Below are 15,128 nucleotides of genomic sequence, written 5' to 3'. Positions count from 1 at the left end.
GATTTCATATCGAACTGGACCGCCGAAACGGGGAGCCAAAATCACGGCCCAAGGTTTGTTAGCAACCGCAGCAGCGCTCGCAACCTTCGATGTCCGCCTTCTGAGAGCTTGGTCAATCAGACCTGAATACGGGACCGTAAAATCTGGTAATCGGAGGGGGGGCTGCGGCGAAAAATGCATCCGCCCTTCGGAAGTTTAAATGTTTCTTTAATCCTCCATGGTCTCGTCGCTATTCGGGACATCCGATCAGGTTTGATCGATCTTGTGCATGATGTGCGTTGTCCACGCCGACACAATTCCCCCTCCCTCCCCGTCAAGCGCCACACCTATTTTTAGCCCTTTTAAAGGTAGCCGCATGTTCAAGAACTTGAAGATCAAAACCAAATTTCTTATGGCCATCGCCATACTCGGATTCATTTCACTCGCCGGCCTGATGTTTGTTGCGGGCAGGTTTGATGCTGCAAACGACGCCTATAGCGGATTCCTGCAACGCGAAAGCAATGCGGCGACCTTTGGTCCCCGCGGTGCTGCCGGCATCTGGACATCGACCACATGGTTGAGCCGCGCTCTGACACAGGATCCAGGTACGCCGGCTTTCCAGGATCTTTCTGCCCGCTTTTCCAAGGAATTTTCAGGCGCCCGTGACCGGCTTTCGCAGATTCCGGCCCTGGTTCCGAGCCGCAAGACGGCAATCGATGAGCTGATCGCAGGCGCCGATGGCCTCAAGGCGATTGGAGACGATCTTCTCAAGGCGCATGTTGCCGGTGACCGCGCGCAGGTTGCTGCCCTCTCCATCAAACTCGATCAGGCCATCATCGACTTGTCCCCCAAATTCGGGGCGAACAATGGCGCAATGGCAGAACTCTTGAACAGTGGCGCCAAGCAACTGTCTGACTCTGTTTCGGCGACGATCCTCTATGCCATCTGCGGCATGCTCGCCGGTATTGCATTGGCCGTGGCCATCGCAATGACCATCGCGCACAAAGGCATCACATCGCCAATGGCGAAATTACGCGAGCGTATGGTATCGCTGGCTGCCGGCGAAACACAGGCCACGATCGATGGACTGGATCGCAAGGACGAGGTTGGTGATATGGCCGCCGCCGTTGCCGTGTTCCGCGCCAACGCGATTGAACGGATACGCATTGAGCAACAGGCTGAATCTGATCGCTCAATGAGCGAAAATGACCGCCGCAAGCGTGAGGAGGAGAAGGCAGCTGAAGCCGCTGATCTTCAGCAGGCCATGCAAGCACTTGGAAAGGCACTTGGAGTTCTAGCCGACGGCGATCTCGCCTACCGCATCGAGCAGCCATTCACATCGGATCTCGATTCACTTCGCCAGGATTTCAACGCGGCCGTCATCAAACTCAACGAAGCTCTTAACGCTGTCGGTGCCAATGCCAGCGCAATTGGAGCAGGCTCCAACCAGATCCGCTCCTCCGCGGACGACCTCTCCAAACGCACGGAGCAACAAGCGGCCTCTGTTGAGGAGACAGCTGCTGCCCTTGAAGAGATCACCACCACGGTCAAGGATGCTTCGAAACGTGCCAGCGAAGCCAGTCAGCTCGTTGCGCGCACACGAGATGGTGCGGAAAAATCCGGAGAAGTGGTTCGCAATGCCGTCAAGGCCATGCATCGCATCGAGCAATCGTCGAATGAAATCAGCAATATCATCGGCGTAATCGACGATATCGCCTTCCAGACCAACCTTCTTGCACTCAATGCCGGGGTGGAAGCGGCCCGCGCGGGCGATGCAGGCAAAGGCTTCGCCGTTGTTGCCCAGGAGGTTCGTGAACTTGCACAACGCTCTGCCAATGCTGCCAAGGAAATTAAGGCCCTGATCACCGCGTCCGGTGACCAGGTTCAGGCAGGAGTCGCCCTGGTCGGTGACGCCGGCAAGGCTCTCGATGTGATCGTCTCCGAAGTCCAGGAGATAAACCGACACGTTCATGCAATCGCGGAAGCATCCCGCGAGCAATCGATCGGTCTCCAGGAGATAAACACGGCCGTCAACACGATGGATCAGGGCACTCAGCAGAATGCCGCAATGGTCGAAGAAACGACAGCCGCCAGCCACAGTCTTGCGAGTGAAGCCGCCGCGCTCTCTAAGCTGATGGCACAGTTCAAGCTGGCCGGAAGCGCTGAACAGAACCCGCAGAAAATTGCGAAGCGAACTGTCATTGCCGGCGCCAACCATCGCCCATCGGCATCCCCTGCACACCAGCTTAACCAGAAGCTGAGCAAAGCCTTCCAGGGCAACACTGCTGTGAAGCAGGAACCGGAATGGTCTGAGTTCTGATCATCTATACAAAGGGACGGGGCTTATATTGCCCCGTTCCAAAGGATGACGCAGGCGCTAGAAAATCAATTGCTTGAATAGCCCCGCGTTTTCTAAAAGCTCTCGGGTTGCTGTTTTTGCTGTCGTTCGAACCCCAGGTCCTTCTGGAGCAGCCATTTCCGAAAATCAGGTCTGCCATGATCTGAGGGCGAGATGGCGACGAGGGGCAATATCTCTGCCTTTGCCGGGTGCTGCAGCATCGTTGCGAATGGAGCCGTTGGACTGACGGTTTTCCAGGCGCCGCCCTTGCAGCTGCCGATTGGTTGCACCCTCATTGACCGTCTTCCGGGAAGATGCGAGATTTTGGCGATCATGATCTATGGCAAAGCGCGCCCCGAACGACCGATGACCTTGCTGTGGCTGCAGGCCGGAAGCTGCGGCGGCTGTACCATGTCGGTTCTCGACAACGGCGCACAGGGCTGGCCGCGCGAATTGCGCAGCTTCGGCATCGATCTGCTCTGGCATCCGTCGCTGAGCGAAGAAAGCGGCGTCGAAGCCATCGCCATCCTGGACAGCGTGGCGGCCGGCGAGACGCCGCTCGATATCCTCTGTATCGAGGGATCGATCCTCAGGGGTCCGTCGGGAACAGGCCTCTGCAATCGCCTCGCCGGCACCGGCCGGACCATGCTCGAATGGGTACGCCGGCTTGCTCCGCTGGCGGAGTACTGCGTGGCCGTTGGCACCTGCGCATCCTATGGCGGCATCCATGCCGCGTCTCCCGACCCTGCCGAGGCCTGCGGACTGCAATATGAAGGCACCGCATCCGGCGGCGCGCTGGGTGGCAGCTACCGCTCGCGATCCGGAATGCCGGTGATCAACGTCGCCGGCTGCGCGCCGCATCCCGGCTGGATCATGGAAACGATCGCCGCGCTGAAAATGGGCGATTTCGACGAGCGCGATCTCGACCGGCTCGGGCGGCCGAAATTCTATGCCAAGACGCTTGCCCACCATGGCTGCGAGCGCAACGAATATTACGAATTCAAGGCAAGCGCCGAAAAGCTCTCCGATCTCGGCTGCATGATGGAACATCTCGGCTGCAAGGCGACGCAGGCCGTGGGAGATTGCAACCAGCGCGGCTGGAACGGCGGCGGATCCTGCACCCATGGCGGATTTTCCTGCATTGCCTGCACCTCGCCCGGATTCGAGGAGACCAACGGCTTTCTCGAAACGCCGAAGATCGGCGGCATCCCGGTCGGCCTGCCGCTTGACATGCCGAAGGCCTGGTTCGTGGCGCTGGCAGCACTATCGAAATCGGCAACGCCCGAGCGGGTGAGGACGAATGCAACCTCCGACCGCGTGATCCGCGCGCCGAAGCGCACCGGGAACTCGAGCGAATGAGCCGTATCGTTGCCGGCCCCTTCAACCGCGTCGAAGGCGATCTCGAAGTTTCCCTCGAGATCAACGATGGCGTCATCGAGAAGGCCGAAGTCACCACCACGCTCTATCGCGGTTTCGAACAGATCCTGTGCGGCCGGCCGGGGCTTGACGCCCTGGTCATCGCGCCGCGCATCTGTGGCATCTGCTCGGTATCCCAGTCGATCGCGGCATCCACAGCCCTGCGGAATCTCGCGGGCGGCATGGCGGCACCGAATGGCTACCTCGCCGCCAATCTCGCCCATGCTGCCGAAAACATCGCCGACCACCTGACGCATTTCTACCTGTTCTTCATGCCGGACTTCGCCCGGGAGGAATATGCCCCCCGCCCCTGGCACGAGGAGACCGTCCGCCGGTTCAAGGCGGTCAGCGGCAGCGCGTCGGCCCGGTTCCTGCCGATGCGACGGCGCCTGCTCGAAGTGATGGGCGTGGTTGCCGGAAAATGGCCGCATTCGCTGGCCTTCCAGCCGGGCGGCACGACACGGGCGATCGATATCGGCGAGCGGGTGCAACTGGCCTCGCTTCTGGGCGAGTTCCAGCTTTACCTGGAAGAGACCGTCTATGGCGTGTCGCTGGATACGATCCTGGCGATGGAGACGGTTTCGGAACTCGACGAGTTTGCCGCAGGCCCGTCCCAGGGTGATTTTCCGTTCTTCCTCACGCTTGCCGACGACTTGCAGCTAACCGGCGTCGGCAAGGGGCCGGGATTGCTATTGTCCTATGGCGCTTATCACGACGGCCAGTCGTCCCTGCTGCCCGGTGGCATGGTGGATGCGCAGGGCCGCGTTCTGCCGCTCGATGTCGCCGGCATCTCGGAGGATGTCGCCCATGCCTGGTTTGCCGAGACCGACAAGCGACCGACGGAAGCCGATACGGTGCCGCTGGTTGCCAAGGACGGTGCCTATTCCTGGGCCAAGGCCCCCCGGCTTGCCGGAAGCCCGGCCGAGACAGGTGCAGCCGCGCGTCTTGCCGTGGCGCAGCATCCGCTGATCGCGAACTTGCTGGCGAGCGACGGCGGCACCTCGGTGAAGACCCGCATCGTCGCCCGGCTGGTGGAGACGGCCATTCTCGTTCATGCGATGCAGGGATGGCTGAGGCAACTCCGCCTGAAGGACGAATTCTGCGCCCATTTCGCGTTGCCGGACGATGCCGTTGCATCAGGCCTGGTCGAGGCCGCGCGCGGCGCGCTCGGCCATTGGGTGAGCCTCAAGGGCGGCGAGATCAGCCGCTACCAGATCATCGCACCGACCACCTGGAACTTCTCGCCCCGCGACGCGGCGGGCGTTCCCGGACCGCTGGAATCCGCCCTGGCCGGGCTCGATACCGGCGGGCTCGGCGCGCAATCGGCCGCCCTTCAACACGTCATCCGCTCCTTCGATCCCTGCATGGTCTGCACAGCGCATTAGAGCGTTTCCTGGCTCGATTGAAACATTCTGTTGGCTGAAACAGCACACAGCCGGTTACAGAATTTCCAGCAGTGAAAATGTTGCTTGCATCGATCCGTCGAACGCCGCTGGTCGCCAAAATTTGGCACCAAAAATAACACATAATAAACAATTACATAGAGCAAATACTGGAGCTGTTCTCAATCTGGTCTGCTTCTTGCAAACCCTCATCCACCACGCCCGCCCTGATCATTGGGTCGGGCCGGAGGGGTGGAAAGGCCGGAGGAGCATCATGGCAGCAACAGAAACCTTTTACGATGTCATTCGCCGTCAAGGCATCACCAGGCGCAGCTTCACGAAATTCTGCAGCCTGACGGCCGCCAGCCTCGGCTTCGGCCCGGGCACGGCAACGACCATGGCCCAGGCGCTCGAAACCAATGAGCGCGTGCCGGTCATCTGGATGCATGGGCTGGAATGCACCTGCTGTTCGGAGAGCTTCATCCGTTCGGCCCATCCACTGGTCAAGGATGTGGTGCTGTCGATGATCTCGCTCGACTACGACGATACGATCATGGCGGCGGCCGGCCATCAGGCCGAAGCGATCCTTGAAGAGACCAAGCAAAAGTACAAGGGCAAGTACATCCTCGCCGTCGAGGGTAACCCACCGCTCAACGAGGACGGCATGTTCTGCATCGACGGCGGCCGGCCCTTCGTCGAAAAGCTCAAATGGATGGCGGAAGACGCCATGGCCGTCATCGCCTGGGGCGCCTGCGCCTCCTGGGGCTGCGTCCAGGCCGCCAAGCCGAACCCGACCCAGGCCACCCCGATCGACAAGGTCATCCGCGACAAGCCGATCATCAAGGTTCCGGGCTGTCCGCCCATCGCCGAGGTGATGACCGGCGTCGTCACCTTCATCACCACCTTCGGCAAGCTGCCCGAACTCGACCGGCAGGGCCGGCCGAAAATGTTCTATTCGCAGCGCATCCACGACAAGTGCTATCGCCGCCCGCATTTCGACGCCGGCCAGTTCGTCGAGGAATGGGACGATGAAGGTGCCCGCAAGGGCTACTGTCTCTACAAGATGGGCTGCAAGGGCCCGACCACCTACAACGCCTGCTCGACCGTGCGCTGGAATGGTGGCGTCTCTTTCCCGATCCAGTCCGGGCATGGCTGCATCGGCTGTTCGGAGGACGGTTTCTGGGACAAGGGCAGCTTCTACGACCGGCTGACCACCATCAACCAGTTCGGCATCGAGGCCAATGCCGACAAGATCGGCGCCACGGCAGCGGTCGTCGTCGGTAGCGCTGTTGCCGCCCATGCCGCAATCACCGCGGTCAAGCGGGTTACCTCCAAGCGCGAAAAAACCGACGCATAACAACCAGGGCAGGGAACATCATCATGACAGTTCAAACACCGAACGGCTTCTCGCTCGACAATTCCGGCAAGCGCATCGTCGTCGATCCGGTGACCCGCATCGAGGGTCACATGCGCGTCGAGGTCAATGTCGACGAGAACAACATCATCCGCAACGCCGTCTCCACCGGCACCATGTGGCGCGGCATCGAGGTCATCCTGAAGAATCGTGACCCGCGCGACGCCTGGGCCTTCACCGAACGGATCTGCGGCGTCTGCACCGGCACCCATGCGCTGACCTCGGTTCGCGCGGTCGAGAACGCGCTGGGGATCACCATTCCGGACAATGCCAATTCGATCCGCAACCTGATGCAGCTGGCGCTGCAGGTGCATGATCATGTCGTGCATTTTTATCACCTCCATGCCCTCGACTGGGTCGACGTGGTCTCCGCACTGAATGCCGATCCCAAGGCAACCTCGGCCCTGGCACAGTCGATTTCTGACTGGCCTCTGTCTTCACCCGGCTATTTCAAGGATATCCAGACGCGGCTGAAGAAGTTCGTGGAAAGCGGCCAGCTCGGCCCGTTCAAGAACGGCTACTGGGGCAGCAAGGCCTACCGGCTGCCGCCCGAAGCCAATCTGATGGCGGTCGCCCATTATCTCGAGGCGCTCGATTTCCAGAAGGAAATCGTCAAGATCCATACGATTTTCGGCGGCAAGAACCCCCATCCGAACTGGCTGGTCGGCGGCGTGCCCTGTCCGATCAATGTCGACGGCACAGGCGGCGTCGGCGCGATCAATATGGAGCGGCTGAACCATGTCTCCTCGATCATCGACCAGCTGATCGAGTTCAATGCCAAGGTCTATGTTCCTGACGTCAAGGCGATCGGCTCGTTCTACAAGGACTGGCTCTATGGCGGCGGGCTGTCGAGCAAATGCGTGATGTCCTATGGCGACGTTCCCGAACATGCCAATGACTACTCGGAGGCGAGCCTGAAGCTGCCGCGCGGGGCAATCATCAACGGCAATTTGGCCGAGGTCTTCCCGGTCGATCTCGAGGATCCAAACGAGATCCAGGAATTCGTGGCCCACTCCTGGTACAAGTATCCGGACGAGACCAAGGGCCTGCATCCATGGGACGGCGTGACGGAGCCCAATTACGTGCTCGGTCCCAACGCCAAGGGCACGCGCACCAATATCGAGGAACTCGACGAGGCCGGAAAATACTCCTGGATCAAGTCGCCGCGCTGGAAGGGCAACGCCATGGAGGTGGGACCTCTGGCCCGCTGGATCGTCGGCTATGCCCAGAACAAGGCCGAATTCAAGGAGCCGGTCGAAAAGCTCCTGACCGATCTTGGCTTGCCGGTCACCGCTCTCTTTTCGACGCTTGGCCGCACCGCGGCCCGCGCGCTCGAATCCGACTGGGCCGGCCTGCAGATGCGCCATTTCTTCAACAAGCTGATGGCCAATATCAAGGCCGGCGATTCCAGTACCGCTTTCGTCGACAAGTGGAAGCCGGAGACCTGGCCTGCGGAAGTCAAGGGGGTCGGCTTTACCGAAGCACCGCGCGGGGCGCTCGCCCACTGGGTCAAGATCAAGGACGGCAAGATCGACAATTACCAGTGCGTCGTGCCGACCACCTGGAACGGTTCGCCGCGCGACCCCACCGGCAATATCGGCGCCTTCGAGGCGGCGTTGATGGACACGCCGATGGCTGATCCGGCCCAGCCGCTCGAAATCCTCAGGACCTTGCATTCCTTCGATCCGTGCCTGGCATGCTCGACCCATGTCATGAGCCCGGATGGACAGGAAATGGCCAAGGTCCAGGTGCGATAGGAGGATGCCATGAGCATGACCGAAAGCGTGACCGAAAAGGTCGCAGCCTCCGATTCCCACGGCGAAGCGGCGGTCTCCCGCCAGAGCGTCTATGTCTATGAGGTCCCGGTGCGCATCTGGCACTGGGTCAATGCGCTGGCCATCGTCATCCTGATGGTCACCGGCTACTTCATCGGCAGCCCGCCACCGACGCTCTCCGGCGAGGCCTCGAACCACTTTCTCATGGGATATATCCGCTTCACGCACTTTGCCGCCGGCCAGATCCTGGCTGTTGGGTTCCTGATGCGCGTCTATTGGGCGTTTGTCGGCAATCCCCATTCACGGCAGATCTTCTACTTTCCCTTCTGGAGCGGCCGGTTCTGGAAGGAATGGCTGCACGAGATCTGGTGGTATTCCTTCATGGTCAAGCACCCGAAGAAATACATCGGCCACAATCCGCTGGCGCAGTTCTCGATGTTCTTCGCCGTGGTCCTGCCGACGATCTTCATGATCACCACCGGCTTTGCCCTCTATGCCGAAGGTGCCGGCATCGACAGCTGGCAGTACAAACTGTTCGGCTGGGTGTTTTCGATCTGGCCCAACAGCCAGTCCGTCCATACCTGGCATCATCTCGGCATGTGGGTGCTGGTGATTTTCATGATCGTCCACATCTATGTGGCGGTGCGCGAGGACATCATGAGCCGCCAATCGATCATCTCCTCGATGATCTCCGGCGAGCGGCTGTTCAAGGACGAGGAGGCGGATTGATGGCGCAGCATCACGCCTCCACAGCTCCCCGTGTCCTGGTGCTAGGCATCGGCAACATCCTTTGGGCGGACGAAGGATTTGGCGTGCGCGCCGTTGAAGCCTTTCATCGCGCCTATGCGGTGCCGGACAATGTCACCATTCTCGACGGCGGCACACAGGGCCTCTATCTCGTCCAGTTCGTGACCGAGGCGGACCATCTCATCGTCTTCGACGCGATCGACTACGGGCTGGTGCCCGGCACGCTCAAGCTCGTCGAGGACGAGGAGGTGCCGAAATTCACCGGGGCGAAGAAGATGAGCCTGCACCAGACGGGTTTCCAGGAAGTCCTGAGCGCCGCCGACCTGCTCGGCCACTATCCGGAAAAACTGGCGCTGATCGGTTGCCAGCCGGTCGATCTGGAAGACTGGGGCGGCCCGCTGACCGGGCCGGTCAAGGCCGTCATTCCAAGGGCACTGCAGATCGCGGCCGATCTTCTTGCTGCATGGGGGATCGCGATCCGTCCCCGGTCGGCAGACGAGGTCGTTCCGGCACTGCTTGAAAACGATATCGATTTTGAAAGCTACGAACGGCGCGAGGCCCAGCCCGCACCGGTTCTCTAGGGAGGAATTCATGAGATATGCTCGCATCCTGGCCACGCTGGCGGCCGTAACCCTGCCATCGGTTGCACATGCCCATGTCGGCCTGCACAGCGACGGGGCGCTGGCCGGCCTCAGCCATCCGATCAGCGGCCTCGATCACGTGCTGGCTATGGTCGCCGTGGGCTTTTGGGCCTCGACGCTCGGCGGCAAGGCCCGCTGGATTGTCCCATCCGCCTTTGTCTCGGTGATGGCCGTCGGCGGCATGCTCGGCATCTCGGGCGTCCCGCTGCCGATGGTCGAGACTGCCATCGCCCTCACCGTCGCGATCCTCGGCCTGCTGGTTGCCTTTGAAATCCAGGTTCCGACCGCAGGCGCTTCTGCCATCGTCGGCCTCTGCGCCCTGTTCCATGGCCATGCCCACGGCACCGAATTGCCGGCCATGTCCCATGCGGCCGGCTATGTCGCAGGCTTCCTTGCCGCGACGATCGTCCTTCACGCGGCCGGCATCGCGCTCGGCGCGCTGCGCTTCGGCAAGGCCGGGCAGATCGCCGCGCGCATTGCCGGCGCGGTCGTGGCCGTCTCCGGCGCCGCACTTCTCGCGGGCTGACCACCTGCAGGCTTCGGCACGCAAACGCGCAAGGTCAACCTTGCGCGTTTGCTGTTTTTGTACCGGATAACCAACGAGAGGAGAGCGGCATGTGCATCGGCATACCCATGCAGGTCGTTGAAGGCGACGAACTGACCGCGCGCTGCAGACGTCATGAGGCGATTTCATCCATTTCCATGATGCTTGTCGGCGCCCAGCCGCCCGGCACATTCGTATTGACCCATCTCGGCTCGGCCATCCGGGTGCTGGACGCAGCCGAGGCGCAGACGATCGACAACGCCCTCGAGGGGCTTGCCGAAGCTGTGGAAGGGCGCAACTTCGAGCATCTGTTCGCCGATCTCGTCTCCCGCGAGCCGGAACTACCCGAGCACCTGCGCTGACGTCTGAGAGGTTTGTTTTCATGCTGAAAACAAACTTTCCACTTAAACTGTCGCCAACAGCCTTTGTGCTGGAAATTGTCCTTTCAGATCAATGGAATTCGTCTTTCCTTCCAGCTGGCACGGCACTTGCAGATCATACGCTAAAATACCGGCATGCCGATCAGGGAGGACATAATGCCATCATATCTCATAGGCGCACTGCGCCATCAGGCGGGGCTGCCGTTCGTCGACGAGACAAACATCGATGCCTTCCTGGCCCCGGCCGAAGGCGAGCCTGACAATTGCATTCTCTTCTTCACCGGCGATCCCAAGCAGCGGCCCGAAGCCGATGACGTGGCGGTCGTCCTGCCGGAACTGCTTAGGACCTTCCAGGGCAGACTGCGCGGCGCCGTGATCGACAGAGCCGCCGAGGAGAGCCTCAAGGCACGTTTCAACGTGGTGGTGATGCCGAGCCTTGTCGTGACGCGGCGCGACCAGCCGCTTGGTGTGCTCGGCAAGATCCGCGACTGGTCGGACTATATCGAGAAGATCGGCGCCTGGCTGTTGCCGGATGCGCCGGTCCTCGCCCCATCGGGCGGCCCGCGCGTCGAAATTACCCATGCCGGCAAGGAGATCGTTCGATGAAAGCAGGTTTCTGGGTGGCGCCCGAGGGCGACGATGCGACGATGACCGTGATGCCGATCGGTGCAGAGCCGCCGCTGCGCACGCGAAAACTGAACTATCTGGCCACCAGCTCGGCGGAAGAGATGATCCGGCGCTGTCGCCAGACCGCCGAACTGTTGCCGCGGATCGCCGACGCGCTGGCCGTGCATAAAGCCGATCAGCCGGGCCAGCTTTTCGACATCACCGACTTTGCCGACGATGACAAGGAGCTCATCACCCAGACGCTCGGCGAAGGCGAAGTGGCCGGCATCGCGGCGCTTGCGAACGGGGTCTTGGCGCAGATCCAGGAGGCGGTCATGGCCGGCGTCTGGCGCGTCCGCTTCACCGATGCCAACGGGACACTGCTGGCGGACTATGTCGAGGTCGCCTCCATCCCGGCCGCGGTGCGGCAGGCCTGCGTTGTGCTTCCGCCGGAAATCGTCCACGGGCCGGCTCCCGAAGGCGCCATGAACGTTATGCCGGTGCTGCACGAGATCGGCGACCGGATCGCGCGATACAAGGAGGGAGACGAGCCGCATATCATCACCTTCTCGCTGTTTCCAATGAGCCCCGAGGACATGAGCTTCCTGCAGCAGACATTGGGTGCCGGACCTGTGCAACTCACCTCGCGCGGCTACGGCACCTGCCGCGTGGTGGCAACAGGCGCCCGCAATGTCTGGTCCGTGCAGTTCTACAATGCCATGGACACGATCATTCTCGACACGCTGGAAATCTGCGACATCCCCTCCGTCGCGATCGCCGCGGAAGAGGATTTCCGCGATTCCGAAATGCGGCTGCGCGAAATCGAAGAGGCTTATTTCAAATGAGCAGCTTCGAGAATTTCGGCAAGCGAGAGACGGTCTCGGACGACGACAAGATGGAGTGCGGCATCTGCTGGCACGTCTATGATCCGGCGGAGGGCGACCCAGTCTGGCAGATCGAGCCCGGCACGCCGTTTTCAGCCCTTCCCGAAGACTGGCGCTGTCCGAACTGCGACGCCCTGCAGTCGAAATTCATGAGACTGGGCGATGGACGCTGACCTCGCCATCCAGACCAGCGACGATGCGGCTTTGGCGCTCGGCCAGAGCCTGGAAACGCTTTATCGCGGCATTTTCGAACGCTCGATGCACGACCTGCCGATCTGCAATCCGGCACTCACGGTCGCAGCAAGCGGTTTTCGCAGCTATGGCGGACGCGTCTTCGGCATCGTCACGACGCCGTGGTTCATGAACCTCGTGGCCGCCGACCTGCCGGAAGGGCATCCGGCCCCGGCGGTCGTTCCGGGTACAACAATCCGCATCGGACTGCCGGCCGGCGAAGTGGACTTCATTGCCGGCGAACTTGAGGGTTTCGGCCGGTTGGATTGCTGTTCGCTTTTTTCGCCCGTCTTCGAATTCGGCTCCATGGACGCGGCCCTGGAAACGGCAGAAGAAGCCGCCCGCGCCTTTTTCGACCCGCCGATCCTCGAAGAGCCACCGAGGCCACCGGCCGAGGTCAATCGCCGCGACCTGCTGCGCGGGCGCCTTCGTCAGCAAGAGGACGTTGGCCCATGACCTTCGCGCTCGGGGCAGGAACGATCAGGATCGACGTCACGGTATCGCGCGGCCAGGTCTGTGCCGTCGAACTGACCGGCAGCCGGCCGCAAGGCCTGGCCCGCATGTTCGTCGGCCGCCGCCCCGAGGACGCTCCGGTGCTGGCCGGTCAACTGTTTTCGCTCTGCGGGTTCGCTCAATCGATCGCCGCCCGGCTGGCGGTGCTGCGTACCGCGGATCGGGCCATGAGCGCTGACGAGCGGCGGTCGGCCGCCGCCGGGCTGCTGGCGGAACGCGCCTTCGAAACACTTCGGGCGCTGGTCCTGCACTGGCCGTCGCACCGGGTTGCGGACCTTACGGCGGCCTCGGGCGTGCATTTGCGCGAGGCACTTGCCGCCTCGCAGAACATCATCACGGGAGCCCGTACCGGCAGCCTGCCGATCAAGCACATGGCCTTGCCGGCCGCTCGCCTGGAAAGCGCCGCCGCCGCCCTCGGCGTACCGACAGTGGGCGATGTCCCCGCGACGGGGACGCTATGTGCGGCAATCCTCGACGAGGCCCGCGGCGAGCGGATCTTCCGCCTGCGCCGGCCGGATTCACTCACCGTCCATGACGACGAGGACGTCCTGAGCCACCTTGTCCACGAAACCGGCTACACGGCCCTTCCCTATCTGGCCGGCCGGGTTGCCGAAACCGGCGCCTATGCCCGGCTGCGCGCTTCGGCGACGCCGAACGAACCCCATCTGGCTGCGCGTCTGCTGGCACGCATCGAGGACGTGCGCCTCTGTCTCAACCTGCTGCAGGGCATCGCCGATGGCAAGGATCGTGACCTGGCACCACTGTTCAGCGACGGACCAAGCCCCGGCGCGGGCGGTTATGGTGCGGTGGAATGCGCGCGGGGCCGGCTCTATCACCAGGCGGAAATCGGCAGCGATGGATCGATTTCCGCCTACCGGATTCTCGCACCGACGGAATGGAATTTCCACCCGGCCGGTCCATTTGTCGAAACGCTGCTCTCCTGTAAGATCGGCGATGGCGAGGCCGGCCGCAAGGTCGTATCGCAACTCGCCGCGCTGTTTGACCCATGCGTGGCGTTTGAAATCAACATGCGCGAGGCCACCCATGCATGAGATGTCGTTGATGGAAAGTGTGGTCGAGATCGCCTGCGAAACCGCAAGGGCCAACAGTGCCAGCGCCATCCGGTCGATCCGGCTCGATGTCGGAGTCTTGAGTCACGTCAATCCGGAGGCGCTTTCCTTCTGTTACGATGCCATTCGGCGCGGCACGATGGCCGAGAATGCCGCCCTTGAGATCAACCGGATCGCCGGAGAAGGCTGGTGCCTCGACTGCGGAAAGACGGTGGCATTGACGGAGCGTTTTGGCGCCTGCCCGGACTGCGGCAATCACCGCGTCCAGATGACGGCAGGCGATGAATTGAAGATCAGAGACATGGAGGTGATCTGATGTGCACGGTATGCGGTTGCGGAACCCCGGCAGTGATCGACAAGGGCGAGGCCCATGCAGCCCACGGGCACGATCACGGACATAGCCATGCGCATGACCATCATCATGGCGATCATGACCACGGCCACCATCACGACGACCACGATCATCACCATGCGGAAGACGGCGCGGTGCACTATGGCAAGGGTATTGCCGGCGTGCATGTGCCGGGCCTCAGCCAGGAACGCATCATCCAGATCGAGACCGACATCCTGTCGAAGAACGATCACCATGCCGACAAGAACCGCGCCTTTTTCGTCCGCCACGGCATTTTCGCGCTCAACTTCGTCTCCAGCCCCGGCTCGGGCAAGACCAGCCTGCTGGTGCGCACGATCAACGAACTGAAGGACCGGCTGGCGATCGGCGTCATCGAGGGCGACCAGCAGACCTCGAACGATGCGGCCCGCATCCGCGAAACCGGAGCCCCGGCGATCCAGATCAATACCGGCAAGGGCTGCCATCTCGACGCCCATATGGTGGGCCACGCGGTCGAGGATTTGCACCCGCAGCCGGGCTCGGTCCTGTTCATCGAGAATGTCGGCAACCTCGTCTGTCCGGCGGCCTTCGATCTCGGCGAAGCCCACAAGGTGGCCGTGCTGTCCGTCACCGAAGGCGAGGACAAGCCGCTCAAATACCCTGATATGTTTGCAGCTGCCGACCTGATGATCCTCAACAAGTCGGATCTCCTGCCACATCTGGATTTCAACGTCGGGCTCTGCATCGCCAACGCCTTGCGCGTCAATCCGCGCCTGCAGACGTTGATCGTGTCGGCCCGCACCGGCGAAGGCATGGAAGCCTTCTACGCCTGGCTCGAAGCCTCCGCGGCCCGCCAGGCGGCAAAGGCGGCCTGAAA

At 61.9% G+C, this 15,128-nt stretch carries 16 protein-coding genes; all 16 read left to right on the top strand.

Annotated features, from left to right (window positions below):
* The first annotated feature begins 355 nt into the window (after nt 1–355).
* The 16 genes from HFC70_RS05940 to hypB all read left to right on the top strand — a co-directional run bounded on the left by HFC70_RS05940 (nt 356) and on the right by hypB (nt 15,126).
* Nucleotides 356–2,299 (top strand): methyl-accepting chemotaxis protein, encoded by a 1,944-nt coding sequence (locus HFC70_RS05940; protein ID WP_168472297.1) that lies wholly within the window; start codon nt 356–358, stop codon nt 2,297–2,299.
* A gap of 351 nt (nt 2,300–2,650) precedes the next feature.
* Nucleotides 2,651–3,676, top strand: a complete 1,026-nt coding sequence (locus HFC70_RS05935; RefSeq protein ID WP_210259153.1) for a HupU protein — start codon at nt 2,651–2,653, stop codon at nt 3,674–3,676.
* Nucleotides 3,673–5,118, top strand: a complete 1,446-nt coding sequence (locus tag HFC70_RS05930) for a nickel-dependent hydrogenase large subunit (RefSeq protein WP_168472296.1) — start codon at nt 3,673–3,675, stop codon at nt 5,116–5,118. Before HFC70_RS05935 ends, HFC70_RS05930 begins: the two co-directional genes overlap by 4 nt.
* Nucleotides 5,119–5,389: 271 nt before the next feature.
* Nucleotides 5,390–6,472, top strand: coding sequence for a hydrogenase small subunit (locus HFC70_RS05925; protein WP_210259152.1), 1,083 nt, complete (start codon nt 5,390–5,392; stop codon nt 6,470–6,472).
* Nucleotides 6,473–6,495: 23 nt separating this feature from the next.
* Nucleotides 6,496–8,286: a nickel-dependent hydrogenase large subunit gene (locus HFC70_RS05920; RefSeq protein ID WP_168472295.1), complete on the top strand. Its 1,791-nt coding sequence runs from the start codon at nt 6,496–6,498 to the stop codon at nt 8,284–8,286.
* A gap of 15 nt (nt 8,287–8,301) precedes the next feature.
* The gene (gene cybH, locus HFC70_RS05915) at nt 8,302–9,033 is read left to right on the top strand and encodes a Ni/Fe-hydrogenase, b-type cytochrome subunit (RefSeq protein WP_168472539.1); all 732 of its coding nucleotides are present in this window, start codon (nt 8,302–8,304) and stop codon (nt 9,031–9,033) included.
* Nucleotides 9,033–9,632, top strand: coding sequence for a HyaD/HybD family hydrogenase maturation endopeptidase (locus HFC70_RS05910; protein WP_168472294.1), 600 nt, complete (start codon nt 9,033–9,035; stop codon nt 9,630–9,632). Before cybH ends, HFC70_RS05910 begins: the two co-directional genes overlap by 1 nt.
* A 10-nt stretch (nt 9,633–9,642) precedes the next feature.
* A complete protein-coding gene (gene hupE / locus HFC70_RS05905; protein WP_168472293.1) occupies nt 9,643–10,218 on the top strand; it encodes a nickel permease HupE in 576 nt (191 codons plus the stop codon).
* Nucleotides 10,219–10,307: 89 nt separating this feature from the next.
* Nucleotides 10,308–10,598 carry a HypC/HybG/HupF family hydrogenase formation chaperone gene (gene hypC / locus HFC70_RS05900; RefSeq protein ID WP_168472292.1) on the top strand — a complete coding sequence of 97 codons (291 nt, stop codon included), beginning with the start codon at nt 10,308–10,310 and terminating at the stop codon, nt 10,596–10,598.
* Nucleotides 10,599–10,772: 174 nt separating this feature from the next.
* Complete coding sequence (locus tag HFC70_RS05895; protein ID WP_168472291.1) at nt 10,773–11,222, top strand: hydrogenase accessory protein; 450 nt, start codon at nt 10,773–10,775, stop codon at nt 11,220–11,222.
* Nucleotides 11,219–12,067 (top strand): hydrogenase expression/formation protein, encoded by an 849-nt coding sequence (locus HFC70_RS05890; RefSeq protein WP_168472290.1) that lies wholly within the window; start codon nt 11,219–11,221, stop codon nt 12,065–12,067. The genes HFC70_RS05895 and HFC70_RS05890 overlap by 4 nt, the downstream gene beginning before the upstream one ends.
* The gene (locus HFC70_RS05885; RefSeq protein WP_168472289.1) at nt 12,064–12,279 is read left to right on the top strand and encodes a rubredoxin; all 216 of its coding nucleotides are present in this window, start codon (nt 12,064–12,066) and stop codon (nt 12,277–12,279) included. The genes HFC70_RS05890 and HFC70_RS05885 overlap by 4 nt, the downstream gene beginning before the upstream one ends.
* Entirely contained in the window at nt 12,269–12,793 is a 525-nt protein-coding gene (gene hybE / locus HFC70_RS05880) for a [NiFe]-hydrogenase assembly chaperone HybE (RefSeq protein WP_168472288.1), read from the top strand. Before HFC70_RS05885 ends, hybE begins: the two co-directional genes overlap by 11 nt.
* Complete coding sequence (locus HFC70_RS05875; protein ID WP_168472287.1) at nt 12,790–13,902, top strand: nickel-dependent hydrogenase large subunit; 1,113 nt, start codon at nt 12,790–12,792, stop codon at nt 13,900–13,902. Before hybE ends, HFC70_RS05875 begins: the two co-directional genes overlap by 4 nt.
* Nucleotides 13,895–14,236, top strand: a complete 342-nt coding sequence (gene hypA, locus HFC70_RS05870) for a hydrogenase maturation nickel metallochaperone HypA (RefSeq protein WP_168472286.1) — start codon at nt 13,895–13,897, stop codon at nt 14,234–14,236. Before HFC70_RS05875 ends, hypA begins: the two co-directional genes overlap by 8 nt.
* On the top strand, nt 14,236–15,126 hold the full coding sequence (hypB, locus tag HFC70_RS05865; protein ID WP_168472285.1) for a hydrogenase nickel incorporation protein HypB: 891 nt from the start codon (nt 14,236–14,238) through the stop codon (nt 15,124–15,126). Before hypA ends, hypB begins: the two co-directional genes overlap by 1 nt.
* Nucleotides 15,127–15,128 lie beyond the last annotated feature (2 nt).

The organism is Agrobacterium sp. a22-2 (assembly GCF_012276985.1).
In the GTDB taxonomy this organism is placed as follows: Bacteria; Pseudomonadota; Alphaproteobacteria; order Rhizobiales; family Rhizobiaceae; genus Allorhizobium.
The sequence above is the reverse complement of the archived record's forward strand: the minus strand, read 5'-3'. Positions and strand labels throughout refer to the sequence as shown.

What these genes read in the sequence shown, in the direction of transcription:
- HFC70_RS05940 (WP_168472297.1), top strand. Translation starts at nt 356, where the DNA reads ATGTTCAAGAACTTGAAGATCAAAACCAAATTTCTTATGGCCATCGCC.
- HFC70_RS05935 (WP_210259153.1), top strand. Translation starts at nt 2,651, where the DNA reads ATGATCTATGGCAAAGCGCGCCCCGAACGACCGATGACCTTGCTGTGG.
- HFC70_RS05930 (WP_168472296.1), top strand. Translation starts at nt 3,673, where the DNA reads ATGAGCCGTATCGTTGCCGGCCCCTTCAACCGCGTCGAAGGCGATCTC.
- HFC70_RS05925 (WP_210259152.1), top strand. Translation starts at nt 5,390, where the DNA reads ATGGCAGCAACAGAAACCTTTTACGATGTCATTCGCCGTCAAGGCATC.
- HFC70_RS05920 (WP_168472295.1), top strand. Translation starts at nt 6,496, where the DNA reads ATGACAGTTCAAACACCGAACGGCTTCTCGCTCGACAATTCCGGCAAG.
- cybH (WP_168472539.1), top strand. Translation starts at nt 8,302, where the DNA reads ATGACCGAAAGCGTGACCGAAAAGGTCGCAGCCTCCGATTCCCACGGC.
- HFC70_RS05910 (WP_168472294.1), top strand. Translation starts at nt 9,033, where the DNA reads ATGGCGCAGCATCACGCCTCCACAGCTCCCCGTGTCCTGGTGCTAGGC.
- hupE (WP_168472293.1), top strand. Translation starts at nt 9,643, where the DNA reads ATGAGATATGCTCGCATCCTGGCCACGCTGGCGGCCGTAACCCTGCCA.
- hypC (WP_168472292.1), top strand. Translation starts at nt 10,308, where the DNA reads ATGTGCATCGGCATACCCATGCAGGTCGTTGAAGGCGACGAACTGACC.
- HFC70_RS05895 (WP_168472291.1), top strand. Translation starts at nt 10,773, where the DNA reads ATGCCATCATATCTCATAGGCGCACTGCGCCATCAGGCGGGGCTGCCG.
- HFC70_RS05890 (WP_168472290.1), top strand. Translation starts at nt 11,219, where the DNA reads ATGAAAGCAGGTTTCTGGGTGGCGCCCGAGGGCGACGATGCGACGATG.
- HFC70_RS05885 (WP_168472289.1), top strand. Translation starts at nt 12,064, where the DNA reads ATGAGCAGCTTCGAGAATTTCGGCAAGCGAGAGACGGTCTCGGACGAC.
- hybE (WP_168472288.1), top strand. Translation starts at nt 12,269, where the DNA reads ATGGACGCTGACCTCGCCATCCAGACCAGCGACGATGCGGCTTTGGCG.
- HFC70_RS05875 (WP_168472287.1), top strand. Translation starts at nt 12,790, where the DNA reads ATGACCTTCGCGCTCGGGGCAGGAACGATCAGGATCGACGTCACGGTA.
- hypA (WP_168472286.1), top strand. Translation starts at nt 13,895, where the DNA reads ATGCATGAGATGTCGTTGATGGAAAGTGTGGTCGAGATCGCCTGCGAA.
- hypB (WP_168472285.1), top strand. Translation starts at nt 14,236, where the DNA reads ATGTGCACGGTATGCGGTTGCGGAACCCCGGCAGTGATCGACAAGGGC.